This is a genomic window from Prosthecobacter sp., assembly GCF_044226605.1.
GTDB lineage: Bacteria > Verrucomicrobiota > Verrucomicrobiia > Verrucomicrobiales > Verrucomicrobiaceae > Prosthecobacter.
The window spans coordinates 135209-156528 of the sequence record NZ_JBGAGS010000014.1; the positions used below are offsets into that span (position 1 = coordinate 135209).

A 21320-nucleotide genomic window follows, 5' to 3' on the forward strand; every position below is an offset into this window, starting at 1 on the left:
TCCCCACCCCCTTGGTATCATGAAATCAACCCTCTTCATATCCCATGCGCGCTCACGCGCCTTCACGCTCGTGGAGATGCTCATCGTCGTAGCCATCATCTCGATGCTCGCCGCCCTCACCATGGGCGGCTACACCTACGCCATGCGCTCCTCAAAGCGCCGCGTCACCACCGGCACCTTTGAGACCATCAAGCTCGCCCTTGAACGCTACAACACCGAGTTCGCCGAGTTCCCGCAGCCTGCCTCCAGCAACCAGATGGTGCAGTTCCCTCCAGGAACAGCCGCCTATGACACCTCCGGTGCGGCCTGCCTCTACCAGGCCCTCTCGGGAGACGGCTACGACCAGATCAAAGGCGTGACCTCCGCCAGTTCCAGCACAGGCGGCGGCTCGGGTGGGTCCGACGGCACATCTGACGGCAAGGTGGAAGGCACCGCCGAGATCAAGAACAAGATGTTCGCGGACATGCCGCAGACCATCTTCACCCGCAAGGGCTCCACCTACGTCCTCATCGACGGCTTCGGCCACCCCTTCCAGTACGTGAAGGCTGCGGCCCCCGCCACCACCGCAGGCTCCGGAGCTGCCGGCAGCAGTTCCGGTTCCAGCTCAGGCTCCGGTGCCACCGCCACCGCCACCACCATCAATTCCACCTACGACCTCTGGTCCTATTCGGAAGATGAAGTGAACACCACGAAGAAAAGCATCGACACTCTGACTGACTCCACGATTTCGATCAAGTGGATCAAAAACTGGTGAGCCGAAGCCCCACGATCCTGCGAAAAACGATATTGACGGCGGGTTGATGGGCCAAGATTGATACCCATGCCCATCGGCCTTGCCATCGCTTCCATTCTGATGCTGTTCATCAGTTTTTGGGTCCTGAACGTCGCGCGCGATCCCAGCGTCTGGCGTCTCTGGTGGATGGACCTGCTGGGCGTGCTCGATGTGGATTTGGACCGTGATCAGCGCCGCGGCCAGGAGCGTCAGATGTCCTTCGTCTGCTACACCCTCTTCCTGCTTCTGCTTGCCACCAGCCTCTCCGGTGCTTTCTGGACGATCGATCAGGTGCGCGAATACAAGCGGGACAAAACACGCTTTGAGCGCGAGGTGGAAAGCTCCAACCGCGAAATCGAAAAGGTCCAAAACAAGCCTCAGAGCATCAAACGCTGAAGCCGCCCGAGCCCGGCACCGGGTTGTTTTTGGTTTGCACCCGGCGTGCATCGCTGCGAAGGAACCCTTCACCCCCTCCGACCCCATGAACCGCCAGGAAAACCTCGAAGCTCTCTTTCGCAACAACAAGACCGTCATCCTCCCCATCGATCACGGCTGCGCCATTCCCGTGCCCGGTCTGGAAAATCCCTTTCAGCTCATCGATCAGGTCAATGAATTCGTGGACGGCTATGTCATGAATCTCGGCGTCGCCCTGCGTGCTGCAGACAGCCTCGCGGGCAAGGGTATCATCCTCCGCACGGACATCTACAACACCCGCACCACCGGCGAGGGTGCCGGCTCCATCGGCGTTTTCGGCGTCGAAGAGGCGGAAATGGTCGGCGCCAACGCCGTCATGAACATGCTCTACCCCTTCTCTTCCTGTGAGAAGGCCAATTTCCAGGAGTGTGCCGACCTCATCCGCCTCAGCCTCGACACGGACATCCCCGTCATTCTCGAGTCCCTCCCCTACGCCCTCGGCGCTCCGGACAAATACACCGTGGAAAACGTCAGCTTCGCCGTTCGCCTCGCCGCTGAGCTGGGTTCTGACGTCGTGAAGACCCCCTACCCCACCAACGGTACGGTCGAAGACTTCCGCCGCATCGTCGGCCAGAGCTTCGTCCCCGTCATCATCCTCGGCGGTGCCGCCATGGGCGACGACGCCGGCCTTCTGAAAATGGTCGAAAACGCCATGGAAGCCGGAGCCTCCGGCATCGCCATCGGCCGCAATGTCTGGCAGCACAAAAACCCTGCCGCCATTGCCCGCAGCCTCGCCGCCATCGTGCATGAAGACGCCTCCGCGCTCGAAGCCCTCGCCCTGCTGAAAGAACCCGTGCGGTAATCCAGTTTCGTTTCACCCCACCATGAAACGCCTGCTTCTCGCCGCCAGCCTGTTCGCCGCCACCGCTCTCCACGCCCAGCAGTTTCAGACCTTTGATTTCAAAGCAGACGACTGGGCGGAAGGCGAGCCGCCCAAGGAAGTCTTCGTCGTCGATGGCACCATCAAGATCGCCGCACGCGATGGCAACAAGGCCATCGTCATCGATCCCAATCCCATCACCGACGCCAGCGCCCAGCTTGGCAGCTCCGCAGCAGGCAGTGCCAGCATCGAGGCCAGGATCCTCGCCATCAAGCGCGGCCGCAGCACGCCCCGCTTCGGCGTCAGCGTGCATGGCATGAGCGGCCACCGCCTCATCGTCAATCCCGCCAAAAAGTCTCTCGACCTCATGAAGGGAGATCAGACCCTGGCCACCGTTCCCTTCACCTGGACCAGCGAAGTCTGGGTCAAGGTCAAACTCGAAGCCAAAAAAGGCGCGGCAGACGCCTGGACCATCACCGGCAAAGCCTGGCCTGCAGACGCCGCCGAACCCGCAGAGCCACTCATCAAGCACGAAGAGAAATCCCTCAAAGGCCAGGGCAAATGCGCCATCTGGGCCACCCCTTTCTCCGGCGAGCCCGTCTTCTTCGACGACATCCACATCGCCGTCGAAGCCGCCCCCGCCGCTCCTTGATCTTTTCGTGCGTAGTTCGGGATCGTAGCCCCTTCTGGCTCTGACTCTTCGTATTGTAGTACCGGCTTTAGCCGGTCCGGTGGTTCGTTATATCACGGCTTTGCCGGCGCCTTCACCACCATGCTCCCAGGCAGGCTGCCCTTCGCATCCTTGCCGTTCAGCATTTCAAACCCCGTCAGCTTCGCAAACATAAAGCCCACAAACACGTTCGCGTGCATCTCGATGGGCAGTCTCAGCTCATCATCAGACACCCAGATCGTCGCCGTCTTCATCTTCTTGTAGGCGCTCAGCGCCAGCGTCGTGCGGTCGATCTTCCGGATCTTCAGGCTCAGCTTGATGCACGGCCGCTTCGCTCCCGCATACGTCAGCATCTCACGCCCCTGAACCTCAAACGTTGTCAGGTAGGGCGTGTCCCACGGCTGCACCACCCGGGTGTATTTCTTCCCGTTCGTCAGGTCCTGGCTGCGCAGGTACAGGATCACGGAGAGAATGTCATCCATCGGGCCATAGGGGCACACCGCGCTCGATTTCGTGTTCGTCCCCTTCACCGGCAGCACCTCCGTCTCCGTGACCACCTGGTGCCGCTCAAACGCCACGCGGTATTTGCAGGTCTCCTCGCTGTCCGTTTCACGGTGCTGCAGAAAGTGCGCCCGCAGGTCCTTGCGGTGCATGATCGAGGTCATCTCGCAGTCGTATTTCCACAGAGATCTCGCCAGCCCGGTGCTCGAGGCCGAGGCATCTGCCCGCAGAAAGTCACCCGCCTCGCGCACCGTCAGCGTCGCCTTGCCTGCCGTCATCACCTTGCTCCAGCCCACGTCAAAGGTCAGCTTGCACGTCGGTACATACCGGTGCGCCCCGGCCGTCCCCACCGTCAGCTCCTTCACCCATTCCGGAGTTTCGGCAAATGCCACGGAACATCCCAGCACACCCATGAGGAGGAAAAGCAGACGGCACATGCGGCCAATATTCCCCCAATTTTCCCTTTTGCCAGCCTGTGTCTTTTCCGCCACATTCCCCTTTCACCATGCACGACCCTCGAATCGACGCCCTCTCCCGCCAGCTTGTCCGCTATTCCACCAAGGTCAAAAAAGGCGACCTTGTCTGGATCGACCTCTTCGATGTGCCCAGCACCGTCGGCCAGAGCCTCATCCGCGAAGTCGTCGCCGCCGGCGGCATGCCCATGGTCCGCATCAATGACGCCGTGCTCACCCGCGAGCAGATGATTCATGCCACGGAAAAGCAGTACGACATCATCGCGGAAAACAACCTCGCTTTGATGAAGCAGACCGACTGCTACATCGCCGTGCGCGGCAGCCACAACATCACCGAGGCCGCCGACGTCCCGCCCGAGCAGATGAAGATGGTCATGGCCAAGCTCCGCCCCCTGCAGAACGAGCGCGTGAATAACACCCGCTGGGTTGTCCTGCGCTGGCCCACCGCCTCCATGGCCCAGCAGGCCGGCATGAGCACCCAGGCCTTTGAAGACTTCTTCTTCCGCGTCTGCCTGCTCGACTACGCCGCCCTCCTCCCCGCCATGAAGGAGCTGAAGAAGCTCATGGACAAAACCAAGCACGTCCACATCATCGGCCCCGGCACCGACCTCACCTTCAGCCTCAAAGGCCTCAAAGCCATCGCCTGCGGCGGCAACCACAACATCCCCGACGGCGAAGTCTTCACCGCCCCCGTCAAAACCAGCGTCGAAGGCGTCATCAGCTACAACGCCCCCACCATCTACCAAGGCATCGCATTTGACAGCGTGAAGCTTGAGTTCAGCAAAGGCAAGATCGTCAACGCCACCGCCAACAACACCGCCGCCATCAACAAGATCCTCGACAGCGACGAAGGCGCCCGCTACATCGGCGAATTCGCCATCGCCTTCAATCGCGAGATCAAGGAGCCCATGCGCGACATCCTCTTCGACGAAAAGATCGCCGGCAGCTTCCACTTCACCCCCGGCCAGGCCTACGAAGGCGTCGCCGACAACACCAACCGCAGCCAGGTCCACTGGGACCTCGTCAACATTCAACGCCCCGAATACGGCGGCGGCGAAATCCGCTTTGACGGCAAAGTCATCCGCAAAGACGGCAAGTTCCTGTTGCCCGAACTGAAGCCGCTGAATTACTAAAGTTGACCCGTTGCGCCGCAACTGGACATCTGGCTATGAAGTGTGGACGATGGCTTAGCATGAGCGCAAAACCCACGCTTGGGTGCCCCATGCAACTGTTTGCTCCATTCACCCATGCCTGTCGCTAACGAGCACGTCCGCCTCCCGACCTGAAAGACGAGATTGTCGCCAAGGCGATCCTTCCTCGGACTGCGGACTGTGCAGCGAAAGTTGGTCGCGCGCAGACATTTCAGGAAGTGATTCGGGTGCGAAGGCAGGATGTTGAGTCGTTTGGGGTTAGAGATGGTTGTCGGTTGGATAGGTTGATGGTGCGCCAGACTTTTGATGCTGCGCGGGACGTGTTTCGAGTTCAGTCTCTTATCCCTAGGCACAGTCCGACAGGTTTTTATGGCTTTCACATGGGCGGCGAGCTAGGACGTACGAGAGAGAATATTGGTTTAACGGCGTCTAGATGGACTGCTTTGTACAACACGACAGGTAATGACGACTGGAGCCTGCCATGCGGTGTAGGAACCCAGAAGAGGCGTCGCGGCAGTTCTCGAACTCGCACGTCAGGCCAATTAACGACTTGCTGTTTAGCTAGAGTTATCTAAGATTCCATCCCAATTCTTCACCTCAGCCAAACTACAAATAAACGTTATGGACTCTCAGACGGCTAGATCAATCGGAACCAACGCAGGCGCATTTGCAGGCGGCGCAATTGGTGGCGCTATCACCAAGCACGCATCGACTCCACATGGTCGCGGAGCTATGGCCGCTGCCGTTGGATCTGCGATGGGCGCAGCAGGCGCAACAGGCGCTGGAGTTGGCGGGACAATCGCAGCTGGAGCGACTGCATTAAAAGTAGCTGTAGCTGCTACCGTCGGACCGGCTGCCGCACCATTCGTAATTGCTGCCGGAATTGGATATGGCATCTACAAGCTTGGAAAGAAGCTCATCGATTAACCAATAAAACTGGGCGTCGAACACGGAAATCAGGAGTGGCATGTCGTATACTTAACTCCCCCGCTTCGTATCCGTCCGTGACAGTTCCTATCTTTGCTGCTGAGATCCCTCGCGGTTAGCCCCAGGGTTGACTCAGCTTAGATATCATCTGGCGTCTTCACCCGCTCCTGTGAAATAAGCCAGCTAGCTGGCATCAAAGCCGGCCACCGGAGCCACGGGTCTTTCCATCCATCGTTGTATCGACAGCCCTTGTTCAGCAATCACTCTCTTGTGACCACCAGCGGCGGCTGAAAATTCAGCAGCTCAATCTCCACCGCATGCTTCCGCTCCGGCAGCAGCTCCACCACGCTGATGCTGCCGTACTCAATATTGAAATGCGCCATGTGCCGCAGCGGCATCTCCATCAGCAGCGCGATCGCCGCACGAATGATCCCGCCATGGCAGAACACCGCCACCTTCTGGTGCGGATGCGCCTGAATGATCTGCAGCAAACTCTCGCGCACCCGATCCATCAGGCTGTCAATGCTCTCGCCATTGGCGATGCCATTGCTCTCAATGATCTCCAGCCAGTCAAACGCACTGGCACCAAAATGCGTCTGCACCTCATCCCAGCGATGCCCCGTCCAGTCACCGAAATCGATCTCCCGCAGCCCCGGCATCAGCGTCGGCTGCATGCCCCGCTGTTCCGCCAGCGGTGCCAGCGTCTGCTGCACCCGCAGCATCGGGCTGGCATACAGCGCATCCAGCTTCGTGTCCTTCAGCCACTCCGCCACCGCCTCCCCATGCTTCTTCCCCAAAGCAGAAAGCCCCATGTCAATGCGCGAGCCCCCAAACACCTTGTGATACTTCTCCTCCACCTCCCCGTGACGGATGAGGTAGAGCTGCATGGGATGATTGCGAAGATGGGATTTCACGATGACTGACGAAGAGTGTGGAAAAAACGGAAGGCAGCGCCAAAACGCTGCCTTCCAGAATAAGCGCGGATGAAACAGAGAAGATTAGACGGTGCCGAAGATCGTCTTCCCAGTGCTCAGCAAGTCATTGCAAGCTTCCTTCATGCGGTCGCACAGGCCCTGCTCGCCTTTCTTGAGATAGCTGCGGGGGTCATAGGCCTTCTTGTCGCCCACTTCGCCGTCGATCTTGAGGACGCCGTCATAGTTCTTCATCATGTGGCCCACGATCGGGCGGGTGAAGGCGTACTGGGTGTCGGTGTCGATGTTCATCTTGATGACGCCGTAGCCGAGAGTCTCGCGAATTTCTTCCAGAGGAGTGCCGGAGCCACCGTGGAAGACAAGGTCCATCTCGGCCTTCTCGCCATACTTGGCGGTCACCGCAGCCTGGCCATCGCGCAGGATGGTGGGCTTCAGCTTCACTGCGCCGGGCTTGTAGGAGCCGTGCACATTGCCGAAGGTGGCGGCAAACATGAAGCGACCGATGCCGTTGAGGGTTTCATACACCGTGAGCATGTCTTCAGGGGTGGTGTAGAGCTTGTCATTGGCCACACCGGAGGTGTCGTGGCCGTCTTCTTCACCACCGACGACGCCGGCTTCGATTTCAAGAATGATGTCGAGTTCTGCGCACTGCGTGAGCAGTTCTTTGGAAACGCGCATGTTTTCTTCCAGCGGCAGTTCGGAGCCATCAAACATGTGGGAGTTAAACAGGTTGCCCTTGCCAGCTTCACGGCGCGCCTTGGTGGCGGCAAGGAGCGGCTTGAGGAACTTTTCCACGTTCTTCGGATGGCAGTGGTCCGTGTGCAGGGCCACAAGGACGTTGTAACGCTCAGCGAGGATATGCACGGCTTCAGCCAGAACGATGGCACCGAGGGCCATGTCCTTCACGGACGTGCCGGAGGCGAACTCACCGCCGCCGGTGGAAACCTGGATGATGCCGTCAGACTTGGACTCCGCGAAGGCCTTCAGTGCGCCATTGATCGTGGGGAGGGAGGTGACATTGATCGCAGGATAGGCATAGCCACCTTTCTGGGCGGCATCAAGCATGGCACGGTACTGGGCGGGTGTGGCTACGGGCATCTTTGGGGTATGTTTTAGGAGTTGAGCCGGTGAGGGAAGCAAGAAACGGGCCGGGTGCAAGGAGTGCTTCGTTTCAGCCCGCGGCCAGCAAAAAAGCGGCACCCTGCGGTGCCGCTTTTGCGATTAAGCTTGGAGCCTATGCAGCGCATGGGCTCATGAGGCGGATGGGTTTACCGGCTGGTAACCATGGGACCGGAGGAATGGTGGCCGCCCTGGCCCGCCAGGATCTGACCCGGGGTAATGTTGGAGTGGTAGTAGTTCTGGTTGGCCTTCTTGTTCGCGGTAATCACAGAACCTTCAAGGGAGGCTCCGGCAAACAGCCCCTGACTGCGGCTGTAGGTATAGACGGCCGCCTTGGGCATCACGCCCGCCTCGGCAGCTCGCCCCACGGGACCCGCAGCGGCACTGAGCGCGCCACCCAGCTCCACGTTGGCGTTTTGTGAGAAGGCCCGCACGGCTTCCGGGGTGTTGAGCACCAGCACGTATTCCGTGACTTCACCGCCCACCTGGGCGCCGAATCCCACACCGCCGGTGCGGATGAAGGCAGGACCAGACCAGCCGTTTTTGTTGCGGGCGATCACGATGCCGTGGCCGCCTTTGACCGACCAGATGAACCCACCTTTGGTGACGGTGAGAATGGCCAGTCCTTTGGCATCACGCATCACACGCTTGGGAATGCTCTTTTCGGGCATGGACTTGAACCGCTGCATGATCGCGTTGGCCTGCTGCACTTCCCAGTCTTCCCGGGTGCCTGCCTGCAGCGCGGTTCCGGATGCAGCCAGCGTCAGAATGGAGGTAATAAGGACGATAGATGATTTGTTCATAGTAGGGTTTCCTTTTCTCTCTTTAAATCGTAGCCTTCCGCCAAAACGGTTCTGTTTTTTCACCAGAAGCCCCTTAGGATCACGGTGGGAAATGATACCGCCGAACCTTCCCGCGCAGTCGAATAGCAGTCCCCTGCCCCTCGGTCTCCGCCTTGCTTCTCCCCGTACTCGCAGGTTGACGCCCGACTATTAAGGTACATTAACTAGCAATTACTCTTCACCCGCAATGCCGCCCATGGAATCCTTTCTCTCGCCCGGCCTGCAGTATGGCCTCGAACATGGCACCCTGACCTGCTGGATCATCTGCGGCATCCTGGGGCTGCTCTCCATCACCAGCTGGGCGGTGATTCTCAGCAAGCACCTCCTGCTCTCCCGCGTGCACAAGGCCAACCTTTCCTTCCTGCGGGAATACCGTGAAAGCAATCATGCGCTGGAGCTCTATCAGCAGCGCGAGCCGCATGAGTTCTCCTCGTTCTACCACATTTATCATGCAGCCTGCCGTGAGATGTCCTGGTATTTGCTGGGAGAAGACGAGCCTGGCAGCACCTTTGCCGCGCGCCTGCAGGGTGCGGGCCGCATCACTCCGACGCAAATGGGAGCGGTGCAGATAGCCATGGAGCGCAGCGTGGCGGAGGCCTCTCTTCGCCTGGAAGCCCGCATGAGCTGGGTTTCCACCGCTCTCAGCGGAGCTCCGTTTCTCGGACTGCTGGGCACCGTGTGGGGCATTCTGGACACCTTCAGCACCATGACGACCGCCGGCAACGCCGCGACGATCTCCACGCTGGCACCGGGCATCACCACCGCGCTCGTCACCACCGTGCTGGGCCTCCTGGTGGCCATTCCCAGCATGTTTGGATATAACGCCCTGGTGAACCGCATCCGCGGCATGGTGGTGCGGCTGGACAACTTTGCCAGCGAGCTGAATGCCGGCTTTGACCGCACCTTTGTGGACCACCGCTTCACCAATGAAGCCCTGCCCAGCATGAGCGCCATGGGCAGTCCTTCCATGCCCGCTTTCTCCGGCTCCAGTTCCTCGCCCCTGCCCACCACCATGCACGCGGTGCATGCCCGCGCATGAAACGCCACTCCAACAGGCATCAGCTCAGGCTCATCACCGAGATCAGCATCACGCCGCTGATGGATCTCGTGCTGATCCTGCTGTTTGTTTTCCTGCTGGCAGCCCCGCTGCTCAAGGCGGACAAAGACGTGCCCGCCGCAGCCCCCGTTGCGACGGTTGCCGCCCCCGCCGCCCCCGTCTCGCCTGCGCCGAAGGAAACGATGACGCTTCAAATCAACCGCGACCAGTCCGTGACTCTCAACGGAGCCATGCTGGCCAGGGCAGACCTGCCAGTCTCCTTCAAACAGATCGCCCAGCGCAATCCGGAGATCGGAATTGAAATTCGCATGCATCGGGATCTTCCAGTGCAGCAACTGGCGGAAACGATGCAGATGCTCGAACAAGCGGGCATTCAGAAGACCGCTGTGACGACCCATGCAGAGGAACCCTGACCGAAGATGAAACGCAAACGTCCAACAACGCTGGAGCCGATTTCCGCGGCCGCGATTGTCATCGTTTCGCTGCATCTGGCGGCAGGCTTCGGCGTCTGGTGGTGGTGGCAGAACGCCCAGAATTCCCAACGTGCGGCGCAGCAGACGAAGCTGGCGTGGATGAACCCTGCAGACTTCAAGGACCTCGGGCCCGCGACCCCGGCGCCCCCGGTCAAGACCGTGGCTGCAGCGCCCAAGGCCGCCAAAAAAGCCCCGGTCGAGCCTCCCAAGCCGCCCCCCGTGCCGCTGGAGCCGCCGGTGCAAAAAGCCACCCTGGTGGCCGCGCCACCGCAGCAGCATGCCATGGAGCCCGTGCCCAACCCTGCTGCGGCCCCGCTGTTTGCCCCCGCCACTCCAGCCGCCAAACCGTCCGCCAATCGCAGCATAACTCTGCGCCGGGCCCACGAAAAACGCCCAGGAACCACCACCTTTGGCCCTCCCGTCCCTCCAATGACCAATCCCAAACTGATGGACGTGGCGCGGCTCAATGCCCTGCGTCCTGCGGCGATCCCGCCGGATGGCACCCCCGGCGTGGAGAAGGACGAAGAAGTCAACCTGGATGCCGTGGACGAAGCGGTCAATACCGCCTTCCACAGCAGCTGGGTGGCTCCTTCGCTGGAAAGCGTTCCGGAGGGCCAGCGCGAGGCTCGGCTGAAAATATCCATCGGCAAAGACGGTACCTTGGTCCGAGTCCAGATGAACAAGTTCTCAGGATCGCACGCCCTGGACCAGTCCATTCTCGAGGCAGCGGCCAAGGTTAAAAAAATTTCTGCGACACTGCCTTCAAATTATCCCAAAGACAGCTACGATCTGGAATTGAACTTCCTCCTGCTGCCCTGATCTCCGCATGAAACACCGCGCGCTCCTGCTCATTCTCACCCTTGCTGTGTGCAACGGCACGCGGACGGAGGCTGGTGTCGTGGACCGGATTCGCGGATGGATCGGCCTGGGCGGGAGAGGCAAAGTGGAGGAATTTCGGAAAAACATGCCCCACATCCGCGTGGGAGCCTTCTCCGGAGGCACCGGCGCCAGTGCTCAGCAGGCCCTGCGGAAGGAGTTGCTCGACTCGCGGGAGTTCTTCGTGGCCGGAGCCGATGAGAAAGCAGATTTTGTCGTGGAAGGCTCCTCCGTGGGCGGACGCGTGACCGGCCGGCTGCGCGATGCCAAGGGCAAGGACCTGTTTCAACGCAGCTACGCGGCGCCGGGACTGGATGAGAACCTCAAGGCGCTGACCGATGACGTGATCTACACCATCACCGGCAGGCCCGGCCTGGCCACCAGCCGCATTGTTTTTGTGAGCGATGTCACTGGCAAACGCCAGATCTACGTCTGCGATGCGGAAGGCGGAGAGGTACACCAGGTCACCCATGACAAGCATGCCGCGGTGGCGCCTTCGCTCTCGCCAGACTCGTCCATGATCGCCTTCACCAGTTATCGGAGCGGATTTCCCATCATCCGCCTGCTGGATCTGAATGTGGGCTGGGAACGCGGAGTGACGGACACACCTGGCAGCAGCTTTGGCTCGGCCTTTTCTCCCGACGGCACGCACCTCGCGGCAGTGATGAGCTTTATCGGGAATCCTGAGATCTTTGTGAGTGATCTCAACACCAACACGGCGGCCTGCGTAAGTGATTCAGTAGGAGCGCCTTCCAGCCCCTCGTGGCATCCAGATGGAAAGCAGATCGTGTTTTCCAGCGATGACGGGGATGGCCCGAAATTGTATATCGTGGAAGTACCGCAGAAGGAAGGGCAGTCCTCGCGCTTGTTCCGGTGGCGCACGGGTTATCATTTCTGCACTGATCCTGAATGGTCTCCGGATGGGCGGCACATCGCCTTCACCACCCGGACGAGTGGTGAATGGGCGGTGGCCATCAAGCCTTATCCCAATGGCAGCGTGCATGTGGTGCAGACCGGGGGGGCGGAGCATCCTTCCTGGAGTCCGAACGGACATTTCATCACCTATGTGCAGCATGGTGAACTGTATGTTCATGATTTGCGCAGCGGGAACAGGCGTTCCATTCTGCGAGGGTATGGAAGGATCACTGAACCCCGCTGGATGCGCTGAGCACGCCCGCCACCCGAGCCCCGAATGAGCACCCGTTTGCAGCTTTCTTCCGCCTCATGGAGTGCCATGGCATTAGTCATGCTGCCTCTGCTTGCCTCTTCTTGCAGCAGTCTTCCTGTGCCGTCGTTCATGAAGAGCCCGGCTTCGGAGGCGGTGGTGTTTGCCCTCGGGCCGCGGGATGGTTATACGTCTCCGCTGAACGCGGACCTCAAGCCGGCGTGTCCGGCGCTGGTGTTTGACAGTGCTGATTTTCACCTGAATTCCACGCATCAGCAGGCGCTGCACGATTTTGCCAAGGAAATGCTGCCGAACAAGAAGGCCAGGCTGCTGATCGCGGGCTATGCGCCGCCGAATCTGCCGCATGATCATGCGCGCTCTCTCTCGGAGCGACGCTCGCTGGCGGTGAGGCAGAAGCTGATCGAGAACGGCCTGGAGGCGGCGAATCTGCAGACGGTGGGCTTTGGGAATGATTTTTCCCCGAGCGGACCGTCTTCGGATGTGGTGGTGATCTACCGTCAAAACTAAGCGGGCGACCGTACTTGTGTGTCGGATTCCGCAAGTCGGCGGGTCGTGGCGCAAGATCATTGCAATTAATTCGTTCCTTCCGACCCCCCAACCATGCCCAACCGATCCAACCTCCTCGTCGTCCTCGCCCTGGTCGCGCCGATAGCTCTGATCTCTGCAAATCCGGACAAACCTGCCAAAGCCAAAAAGGACAAAGGCCCGTTTGTGGCAGGGAAGCCTGCCTTCACGCCGGACCCGGGCACGGCGGAGTTTGATCCGACGAAGGTGAAGCCGGATCATCTGGAGCCGAGCGCGTTCAGGGTGCCGGAAGGTTTTGAGATTTCGGTGTGGGCGACTTCACCGCAGCTGTTCAATCCGGCGAACATGGATGTGGATGCCGCGGGGCGGATCTGGGTGACGGAGGGGGTGAACTACCGGCGGCACAGCGGGCGCAGCCGTGAGGGGGACTGTGTGCGGGTGCTGGAGGACAAGGACGGGGATGGCAAGTGCGACAGCAGCCATGTGTTTGTGCGGGAGAAGGAGCTGGAGTGCCCGCTGGGGGTGGCGGTGTTTGACAATGTGGTGTTTGTTTCGAACACGCCGAACATCATCAAGTACACGGATGTGAACCGGGATTTGAAGTTTGATCCGGCGGTGGACAAGCGGGAGGTGTTTCTGACAGGGTTTGAACAGCCGCAGCATGACCACAGCCTGCACAGTGTGTACGCGGGGCCGGACGGGCGGCTGTATTTCAGCAATGGGAACTGCGGTGCGGAGTTTAGTGACAAGAGCGGAACGACTTTCCGCATTGGCGGGGCTTACCTGAACAATCCGTATGCGGGTGCCAAGAGCGATGACGGCCATGTGTATGTGGGCGGCTTTACGGCGAGCATTGACGCGGACGGGCACAAGGCGCGGATCCTGGGCTACAACTACCGCAACAGCTTTGAAGGCGTGCGCACGAGCTTTGGGGACATGTTTCTGAATGACAACGATGATCCGCCTGCGTGCCGGGTGAGCCACCTGATTGAAGGGGGCAGCTTTGGGTTTTTCTCGCGTGATGGGAAGCGGCAGTGGCGTGCGGACAAGCGGCCGGGGCAGAGCATTCCGACAGCGGAGTGGCGGCAGGAAGATCCGGGCAGCATTCCGGCGGGGGATGTGTATGGCGGCGGTGCGCCGACGGGGATGTGCTTCTACGAAAACGGGGCGCTGGGGGACAAATGGAACGGGCTGCTGCTGAGCTGCGAGACGGAGCGGAATGTGGTGTTTGGCTACCTGCCGAAACCTGAAGGGGCGGGCTTCAAGCTGGAGCGCTTTGATTTCTGCACGACGAACACGACGGGTGTCTTTAAGGGCAGTGATTTTGTGGGTGGAGCGAACAACCTTTCCGATGACCGGCACACGCTGTTCCGCCCTTCGGATGTGTGCGTGGGCACGGACGGGGCGATCTATGTGAGCGACTGGTTCGACAAACGCACGGGCGGGCACCAGGACACCGATGAGACGTGCAGCGGGACGATTTATCGGATCGCGCCGAAGGGATTCAAACCGACGGTGCCGGTGTACAAGCTGGACACGGTGGAGGGGCAGCTGGCGGCGCTGCAATCGCCCGCCACGAATGTGCGGCAGGTGGCCTTTACGCGGCTGAAGGCGGCGGGAGATGTGAACATGCCGGCGCTGCTGAAGCTGCGCGAGCATGCGAATCCGTACGTCGCGGCGCGTGCGGTGTGGCTGATGGCGCAGCTGGGAGAGCAGGGGCTGATCACGGCGCGGATCTGGCTGGAGTCTGAGGATGCAACCAAGAGGCTGGTGGCGCTGCGGGCGATCCGCGCTGCGACGAATGATGGCATCGACATTTACAGCAACCTGACGACGGACCTCTCGCCGATGGTGCGCAGCGAGATCGCGGTGGCGCTGCGGGATGTGCCGGCGGTGCAGAGCGTGCCGCTGCTGGTGAAGCTGAGCCATCACATCGATGGCGGAGACCGCTCGCTGCTGGAGGCCTGGGGCATCGGGTGTGAGGGCAAGGAGGAGGCGGTGTGGAAGGCGCTGAAGCCGATGGGTGCGTGGAACGATGACTTTGCGCACATCACCTGGCGGCTGCATCCGGTGGCGGCGGTGCCGGACCTGCAAAACCGGGTGGCGGACAACAAGCTGAGCGCGGAGCAGCGGAAGCTGGCGCTGGATACGCTGGCCTTCATTCCGGACGCCAGTGCGGCGGCGGCGGTGGTGGAACTGGCCAAGGACAAGGAATCTCCGATCCATGCGGACGTCCTGTGGTGGCTGATCAAGCGCAGCACGGATGAGTGGGCGACGTTTGGCATCGCGGAGAATTTGAAAAAGGAAGGGATTTTCGACCCTGAGAACGCCAAGCTGATCACCATCGTGACGCCGGCGGCGATCCCGAGCGCGGTGAAGCTGGAGGATGTGGTGAAGCTGCAGGGCAATGCCAAGAACGGCGCGCAACTGGTGACGCGGTGCGTGATGTGCCACCAGATCAACGGCCAGGGGGTGGAGTTTGGGCCGAACCTGGAAGGCTGGGGCCGCAGCCAGCCGGGGGAGATCATCGCGCAGGCGTTGATCGAACCGAGCAAGGATATTGCGCACGGGTATGATGGGCAGGAGATCGTGACGAAGGACGGCGTGACTATTCACGGGATGGTGTTGACCGAAGGCAACATCATGATCATCCGCAGCATGGGCGGGCAGAACCAGTACGTGGCTAAAACGCGGATCAAGAGCCGGAAAAAACTCGACCACAGCATGATGCTGAGCGCTACACAACTGGGACTGAACGCTCAAGAAGTGGCGGACATCGTCGCGTATTTGCGTACGGGGAAATAATCGGCGAACATATGTGCCCGCCGAAAGCCTTTTCCGACGAAGGATTTCGCGGTCCCACGTTTCTTTGAATCCTACCATGACCTTCTTTCGCCCCGGCAGATTTGCCGCCGCCCTCAGCCTGATTCTAAGCCTGAGCCAGTGCACCGTTTCCACCGTCCCCGAGCCTGCGGAGTTCAAGCTTTCGGCCGAGGCGCTGAGCAAGCAGTACCGCGCCACGCGGAAGACGGGTGTGGTGCGGCTGTATGCGCAGGAGATCAAGAGCACGAAGGACGAGTGGGGCCGGGAGACGCATGAGGCGAGCGGCGGAGCGCTGCTGGTGAAGGATTCCTCGACGCCGATCTATGCGATGGCGCCGCGCATTTCGATCACGCCTGACCACTCGGATGTGCTGGGCAAGGGCACGGTGAAAAAGGGCGACCGGCTTTACATTGGGCAGGACGAAGCCGCGAAGATCCGCATCGATGGCGGCGCGGTTGTGCCGGAAGGCGCGGTGGCGGTGCGTGGGATCCTTGATGAGGCAGCGGCTGCGGAAGCGAAGAAGCAGGCGGAAGCCAGGGAGCTGGCGAAGGCTGAGGCAAAAGCGAAGGCTGAGGCCGACAAGGTGAAGGCGGCTGAAGAGGCGGAAGTGCGGGCTGCGGAACTGGCGCAGGCCAAGGAGGCCAAGGCGAAAGCGGCGGCCGAGGCGCGCGTGAAGTCTGATGAGGAAGCGAAGGCGAAGGCGGATGCGAAGGCTCTGGCCAAGGCAGAGGCGAAAGCCAAGGGCGAAGAAGAAGCCCGGCTGAAGGCTGAAGCGAAGGCGCAGGCCAAGGCGGATGCGGAAGCAAAGACGCTGGCGGAGAAGGCCAGGGCGGACAAAGCGAAGGCAGATGCGGAAGCAAGAACCACTGCGGAACGAGCCCAGATGGATGCGGCGGCGAAGAGGGAAAAGGCGGAAGCCGAAGCTGAAATGAGGGATGCCGAGAGAGCTCACAGCCGGATGGCTGGTGCGACGGCGGCGAAGCAAAAGAAATCGACGACCTCGTCGAGCAGCGGCGCTGTGAAGAAGAAACAGGCTGCCGATGCCCAACCGAAGGCGAAGATTGCGGCGAAACCGAGCGCTGCCCCCGCGGAGAAACCCAAGGCTGCACCGGCACCTGCGGTGGACCGTTCGCGGCTGCTAAATTTGATGAGGGCGCCGACAGAGAAGTGAGGCAGGGAGGATGGGTGCGCTGCGGATCGGAGTGCCGCGCTCCCAGAGGGCTGTGGGCGTAAGGCTGGGTTTGTGGGTTCCGGACGTCCTCGCAGTCGGGCGGTTTGGCGGAGAGCGGTGTGGAGTGTCTCGAGGTCTGCGACGCCAAACACGACCGACCTACGACCGGAAGGCGGCGCTGGATGGGCGGGAGGCTACCTACCGCACTCGGAGAGTGTGGACCACTACGCGACGGGGTTCGCGGCGGGGTGTGGTGTTTTTTTGCGGTGAGACGTGCGGTCGGGCGACAGACTGGAGTCTATCGTACTTTTAGAACGGCCAGCGGAAGGGAGCGTTGGGGATGAGCTTGGCTCTGGGGTAGGGGGCGATGCGGACTTGGTTGTGGGAGTTGCCGCTGAGGAGCCAGACGTTGGTGTCGTCTTCGGCGTGGAGGAAGCCGATGTGGCCGCTGCCGGCTTGATCGACGGTGAGGGGCTGCAAAATGCAGATGGCTCCGTAGGTGGGAACGACGGGGCGGCCCCAGCTCCACCAGTCGGAGACGCGGGCGCTGTGCTGCGCTTTGAAACCGGCGCGCTGGACGCACCAGTTGACGAAGGCGGCGCACCAGGCGGTTTCGTCGTGGAGGAGATTTCCGCCGATGCCGCAGCTCTGCAGGTACTCGAGAATGCGGGGGTTGTCGCCCTGGGCCCACTCCTGGACGCCGACTTCCATGATGGCGATCTGCATCCATGGTGGTGGTGCGACGAAGTTTTGGGGCGCGTTTTCCGCGGGGGCTTCGATGGGACCGGCGGCACCGGCGTCGTCCACGTTGACGAGCTGGCCGGGAAAGAGGACTTTCCATTTGCCGGTGCCCCATTCGACGAGGTTGGGGTTGGCGTTTTGGAATTGATCGAGGGTCATGCCAAAGGCTGCCGCGATCTTGGAAGGATTGTCACCGGAACGGACGGAGTATTGAGCCATGGGTGGGATGATGGGTGGAGGTGGGGGAAAAGCGAGGGGGGATTTTGGCTTAAAGATGAGGAGGGATGGCCTACGGAACACACGGAAGAGGGACTTTCCCTTCGACCGCTGCTACCGTGCTGCTGTTATGAGGGCAGACATCTTGAGGAATGGTAAAATGATTGGGGGTAAAATGATTTTTCCAGAGGGGAGACATGAGAATAACGGGGGACGTTATTTGGAAAGCAACCGAACTCCGCTGCGCTGAATGTGAAACGAGGAGTAACTGAGGAGGCTGTGTGAGGAAGGTGCGCTGCTCTTTGGCAAAGGAATGGATTGGCAAAGGAATGGCTGCAGATTTGAAGCGCAGTTACTCAGGAGAGTACTTTTTGAGTGAGAGCGCTGCGATTTTCCGTGTTTTGTGGGGTTGCTTGATTCAGCGCTTCTTTATGGATTTGGATGGCGGGGGACATCGACTGCAGCCAAAGCTGGCTGAGGAGCGCGGCGTCCAGCGAAGACCGCCGCCAGAAGCAGGGCATACGAGACAGCACGGAGCACGGACCAGAGAATCGAAAGACCGGTAAAAATCGATGCACGCTGATCATGGGAGAGATCGCGGTTTTCAATGGCCCAATGCTGCACGCTGTTCTGAACCACTGGAATGACGATGCAAAGCAGCAAGGTGAGCCCGAACCCGAGAAGCGCCCACATGGAAGCTTTCGGCAACTCATTCCATCTGGTGACCACCATGATGACGGCCACCAGAGAAACGAGGAGGATGGGCAGTTGCGTCAGCAACGAAGCGAGCACTATCTTGAACTGTTCTATGTTGTTCATGGAATTTTTGGGGCTTCACCTGGCTGAGGTTCCACTGCCGATTTTTTCCGCGGTCTGGCAGCAAGAGCGAAGCCGGTGAAGATCATCGACACCCAGACAAGCGCCAGAGCGCCGCTGGAAACTGTTATGAAATCGACCGAGCCGAGCAAGAAGGCGCAGGCCATCCAGGCGAGAATGAAGATGGCTGCGGGATGGGTCTGATCTCCGAGCCAACGCTTTCCGTGAAGGCGCAGGAGGACGGGTGCGGCGAGAGCCAAAACTAGCATGATGTATGGGATCATGGTGGAATGGGAATGGGTGGAGCCGGGAGTGGGTCAAGGCTCAGTCAGCGTGCTCGGCGGTGCAAGGGGGAAGTTCGCGGGGGCGGGCACTGCGCTGGGCTGCAGAGCACAAGGCGAAACTTTGCCTGCCACGCCGTAGGCGGCGGTCAGCGTGGGTGTTTAGACGCAATCGTCATCTCGGCCGGCTAAAATTTCCTGTCGCCGTCTCATGACGGCTTCAAAATTTTCACCCTCACCTGCCCATGCAAGAACGGCGTCTATGACATCCTCCAACTCGGTGCCAACAGCTCCGAAAGAGCGACATTTAAACTGAACGTCACACTTTGGACATCGTGCATCCATTTGTAGCGCATGAACTCGAAGCTGCTCTGAGCAACCCCTGCACTTGAAGGTGCGGAAATGGGGCAGCTGCTCAATTTCTGAGATGATGGGGGATATATCGGTCATCAATGTCATGTGGTTAAGGCGGATAAACGAGGGATAGCACTGTCGCACCCAGGCGTGTGGCGGGGGCGTTTTGCGGACGCCCATTCTTCGCACTGCGTGCTACGAAGGGCAGGCTGCTGGCACCTGGCAAACACCGGCGAAGCGATGGGTCTGCTTCCCCGGAATTGCCTGCAAAACCCCGGGTGGCCACGCTGAGGCTCGGCGACCCGGGGCTATATTCCGCAGCCCCTTCAGGGCTGATGTATGGCGGAGTGAAGTGACAAAATGTGAACGGCACTCCAACCACAACACGCGGAGTTTCTGGCACTGTGGAATGCAAGAGAAGCTGCCTTAACCGAGTGCCATTCATGTCGGTCATCATGCAAAGATGGAGACTAGAGCATTTTAAATAATTATATAGCCATTGTGGCGATGACATGCTATGAAGGCACATGGCCACACTCTCCCTTGATTTGCGTGAACGCATCCTGAGTTCTTATGACAAAGGCGAAGGCAGCCGCGATGAGATTGCGCACCGCTTTCAGGTCTCCCTTGGCATGGTCAAAAAGCTCCTGCAGCAGCGGCGCCACACCGGATGCATCAAGCCACGGCATCACCTTGCCGGGCGCAAAAAGCTCATTGTAGCCGCACACCGCATGGCCATTCGGCAGCATCTCAAGGGCAAGCCCGACATGACACTGGCCGAACTGCGTGATGCATTGGGGCTGGAGTGCACCCTGCCCGCGATCCACTACGTGCTCGTGGACATGGGGCTGACATATAAAAAAAGACGCTCCGCGCTGCCGAGCAAGAACGCGAAGACGTCCGCAAAGCGCGCCGCCTCTGGAAGCGCAAGCAAGGCGGGCTAGAGCCTTGGCGGCTGGTCTTTCTCGACGAGAGCGGTGCCAAGACCAACATGACCCGCCTGCGTGGCAGAGCTCCGCGCGGTCATCGGCTGCATGCAGCAGCGCCGTGTGGCCGGTGGCAGAGCACCACCATGATCTCCTCCATCCGTCTCGATGGCACCACGGCTTGCATGCACCTCTCTGGAGCGGCCGACACCGCCGCCTTCGTGGCTTACATCGGCCAGGTGCTCTGCCCAACGTTGCGGCAGGGCGACATCGTTGTGATGGACAACCTCGCGGTGCACAAAAGTCCCGTAGTTTTGGAGCTGGTGAGGGCGGTTGGCGCTGAAGTGCGGTTCCTGCCGGCCTACTCACCGGATCTCAACCCGATTGAGAAGATGTGGAGCAAGATCAAGGGGCTGTTGCGCAGCGCGGAGGCACGCACGCCCGCGCAGCTTGATGAAGCCATCACCATGGCGTTCTCAAAAATCACGGCCAAAAACGCCATGGGTTGGTTTGCCTCTTGTGGCTATAGTATTTTTTAATATGCTCTAGCACGAGACTATTTTGTGCCGGATTGCTGCTCCGGTTTGACCGGGTAGCGTGGCCCCTCGCCGAGCTTTTCGATCTTCCTGGGGGAGATCAGGTATTCCTCAAACCACAATGCGCCACCGGAGCGTAATGAAGAGTTGATGGTGATGAAGCGTGTGCCCGGCTGTGTGCTTGAGTTGAGGATGGAGCCGTGCTCAAAGAAGGGCTCACAGGTGAAGGAGCCCCAGGCGGCCACTTCATAGTTTAGTGTGAACAGAATCAGAATCCGCGGATTTTTGCCGGGGAAAGCATGGAAGGGGGAGTCGAACAGGCAGAGAACATGGTCGGCAGCATCCTTCAAGGTCACACGCTGCTGCCATTTCAGCCGCATGCCGAACTCCTTAGAGTCCAAGCTCATGGCCTTCTCCAAATTTGGGGTGTGAGAAGCTGTGATTGCACGCAGCACCTGGACCTCATCGTATAACGTGAATGGCAGCTCCAAGACAGACTTTGAAAGCCCCTTGTCAGGATCTTTGGCACTTAGCGTGAGGGTGCACAGAAGCAGGGATATCCATTTGAAGATGTTACTCATGGCTGTGGTGAGTCGTGAAGCCAAGTCAGTAACTGCGGAGCCTTTTGGCACCGCGGATGGTCAGGAGTGTGGGCTTG

At 60.1% G+C, this 21320-nt stretch carries 21 protein-coding genes and 1 pseudogene; 14 read left to right on the forward strand and 8 right to left on the reverse strand.

Going from position 1 to position 21320, the window contains the following annotated elements:
- Positions 1-19 precede the first annotated feature (19 nt).
- The 4 genes from ACILSO_RS20055 to ACILSO_RS20070 all read left to right on the forward strand — a co-directional run bounded on the left by ACILSO_RS20055 (position 20) and on the right by ACILSO_RS20070 (position 2718).
- Positions 20-754 (forward strand): type II secretion system protein, encoded by a 735-nt coding sequence (locus tag ACILSO_RS20055; protein WP_395739231.1) that lies wholly within the window; start codon positions 20-22, stop codon positions 752-754.
- 66 nt (positions 755-820) lie between these two features.
- On the forward strand, positions 821-1168 hold the full coding sequence (locus ACILSO_RS20060) for a hypothetical protein (RefSeq protein WP_395739232.1): 348 nt from the start codon (positions 821-823) through the stop codon (positions 1166-1168).
- An 85-nt stretch (positions 1169-1253) separates the two neighbouring features.
- Entirely contained in the window at positions 1254-2048 is a 795-nt protein-coding gene (locus ACILSO_RS20065) for a class I fructose-bisphosphate aldolase (RefSeq protein ID WP_395739233.1), read from the forward strand.
- 22 nt (positions 2049-2070) lie between these two features.
- Positions 2071-2718 (forward strand): hypothetical protein, encoded by a 648-nt coding sequence (locus ACILSO_RS20070; RefSeq protein WP_395739234.1) that lies wholly within the window; start codon positions 2071-2073, stop codon positions 2716-2718.
- Positions 2719-2810: 92 nt separating this feature from the next.
- On the opposite strand, the gene ACILSO_RS20075 is transcribed toward ACILSO_RS20070, so the two are convergent.
- Positions 2811-3674, reverse strand: coding sequence for a DUF3108 domain-containing protein (locus tag ACILSO_RS20075; RefSeq protein WP_395739235.1), 864 nt, complete (start codon positions 3672-3674; stop codon positions 2811-2813).
- A gap of 68 nt (positions 3675-3742) precedes the next feature.
- Between ACILSO_RS20075 and ACILSO_RS20080 the strand changes: the two genes are divergently transcribed.
- Positions 3743-4843, forward strand: coding sequence for an aminopeptidase (locus ACILSO_RS20080; protein WP_395739236.1), 1101 nt, complete (start codon positions 3743-3745; stop codon positions 4841-4843).
- A gap of 1205 nt (positions 4844-6048) precedes the next feature.
- Here the strand turns inward: ACILSO_RS20080 and ACILSO_RS20085 are convergent.
- The 3 genes from ACILSO_RS20085 to ACILSO_RS20095 form a co-directional block, all read right to left on the reverse strand.
- Positions 6049-6702, reverse strand: coding sequence for a histidine phosphatase family protein (locus tag ACILSO_RS20085; RefSeq protein WP_395739237.1), 654 nt, complete (start codon positions 6700-6702; stop codon positions 6049-6051).
- Positions 6703-6786: 84 nt separating this feature from the next.
- Positions 6787-7818 (reverse strand): class II fructose-bisphosphate aldolase, encoded by a 1032-nt coding sequence (gene fbaA, locus ACILSO_RS20090; RefSeq protein WP_395739238.1) that lies wholly within the window; start codon positions 7816-7818, stop codon positions 6787-6789.
- 170 nt (positions 7819-7988) lie between these two features.
- Positions 7989-8642: a lipid-binding SYLF domain-containing protein gene (locus ACILSO_RS20095; protein WP_395739239.1), complete on the reverse strand. Its 654-nt coding sequence runs from the start codon at positions 8640-8642 to the stop codon at positions 7989-7991.
- Between the two features lie 235 nt (positions 8643-8877).
- Between ACILSO_RS20095 and ACILSO_RS20100 the strand changes: the two genes are divergently transcribed.
- The 7 genes from ACILSO_RS20100 to ACILSO_RS20130 all read left to right on the forward strand — a co-directional run bounded on the left by ACILSO_RS20100 (position 8878) and on the right by ACILSO_RS20130 (position 16792).
- Complete coding sequence (locus tag ACILSO_RS20100) at positions 8878-9720, forward strand: MotA/TolQ/ExbB proton channel family protein (protein WP_395739240.1); 843 nt, start codon at positions 8878-8880, stop codon at positions 9718-9720.
- Positions 9717-10151: an ExbD/TolR family protein gene (locus ACILSO_RS20105; RefSeq protein ID WP_395739241.1), complete on the forward strand. Its 435-nt coding sequence runs from the start codon at positions 9717-9719 to the stop codon at positions 10149-10151. The genes ACILSO_RS20100 and ACILSO_RS20105 overlap by 4 nt, the downstream gene beginning before the upstream one ends.
- A gap of 6 nt (positions 10152-10157) precedes the next feature.
- The gene (locus ACILSO_RS20110; protein ID WP_395739242.1) at positions 10158-11030 is read left to right on the forward strand and encodes a TonB C-terminal domain-containing protein; all 873 of its coding nucleotides are present in this window, start codon (positions 10158-10160) and stop codon (positions 11028-11030) included.
- Between the two features lie 7 nt (positions 11031-11037).
- Positions 11038-12255 carry a hypothetical protein gene (locus tag ACILSO_RS20115; RefSeq protein ID WP_395739243.1) on the forward strand — a complete coding sequence of 406 codons (1218 nt, stop codon included), beginning with the start codon at positions 11038-11040 and terminating at the stop codon, positions 12253-12255.
- 78 nt (positions 12256-12333) lie between these two features.
- On the forward strand, positions 12334-12780 hold the full coding sequence (locus tag ACILSO_RS20120) for an OmpA family protein (RefSeq protein WP_395739244.1): 447 nt from the start codon (positions 12334-12336) through the stop codon (positions 12778-12780).
- Positions 12781-12873: 93 nt separating this feature from the next.
- Complete coding sequence (locus ACILSO_RS20125) at positions 12874-15603, forward strand: PVC-type heme-binding CxxCH protein (protein ID WP_395739245.1); 2730 nt, start codon at positions 12874-12876, stop codon at positions 15601-15603.
- Between the two features lie 76 nt (positions 15604-15679).
- Positions 15680-16792: a hypothetical protein gene (locus tag ACILSO_RS20130; RefSeq protein WP_395739246.1), complete on the forward strand. Its 1113-nt coding sequence runs from the start codon at positions 15680-15682 to the stop codon at positions 16790-16792.
- A gap of 309 nt (positions 16793-17101) precedes the next feature.
- On the opposite strand, the gene ACILSO_RS20135 is transcribed toward ACILSO_RS20130, so the two are convergent.
- The 3 genes from ACILSO_RS20135 to ACILSO_RS20145 form a co-directional block, all read right to left on the reverse strand.
- Entirely contained in the window at positions 17102-17752 is a 651-nt protein-coding gene (locus ACILSO_RS20135; RefSeq protein ID WP_395739247.1) for a LysM peptidoglycan-binding domain-containing protein, read from the reverse strand.
- A gap of 426 nt (positions 17753-18178) precedes the next feature.
- Entirely contained in the window at positions 18179-18568 is a 390-nt protein-coding gene (locus ACILSO_RS20140; RefSeq protein ID WP_395739248.1) for a hypothetical protein, read from the reverse strand.
- Positions 18565-18849: a hypothetical protein gene (locus tag ACILSO_RS20145; protein ID WP_395739249.1), complete on the reverse strand. Its 285-nt coding sequence runs from the start codon at positions 18847-18849 to the stop codon at positions 18565-18567. Before ACILSO_RS20145 ends, ACILSO_RS20140 begins: the two co-directional genes overlap by 4 nt.
- 878 nt (positions 18850-19727) lie before the next feature.
- Between ACILSO_RS20145 and ACILSO_RS20150 the strand changes: the two genes are divergently transcribed.
- A complete protein-coding gene (locus tag ACILSO_RS20150) occupies positions 19728-20144 on the forward strand; it encodes a hypothetical protein (protein ID WP_395736237.1) in 417 nt (138 codons plus the stop codon).
- Positions 20132-20665, forward strand: a pseudogene (locus ACILSO_RS20155) (IS630 family transposase); the annotation flags it as partial. The gene ACILSO_RS20150 and the pseudogene ACILSO_RS20155, both read left to right, overlap by 13 nt.
- 17 nt (positions 20666-20682) lie before the next feature.
- Here the strand turns inward: ACILSO_RS20155 and ACILSO_RS20160 are convergent.
- Positions 20683-21069, reverse strand: a complete 387-nt coding sequence (locus tag ACILSO_RS20160; protein WP_395739250.1) for a hypothetical protein — start codon at positions 21067-21069, stop codon at positions 20683-20685.
- Positions 21070-21320: the final 251 nt, after the last annotated feature.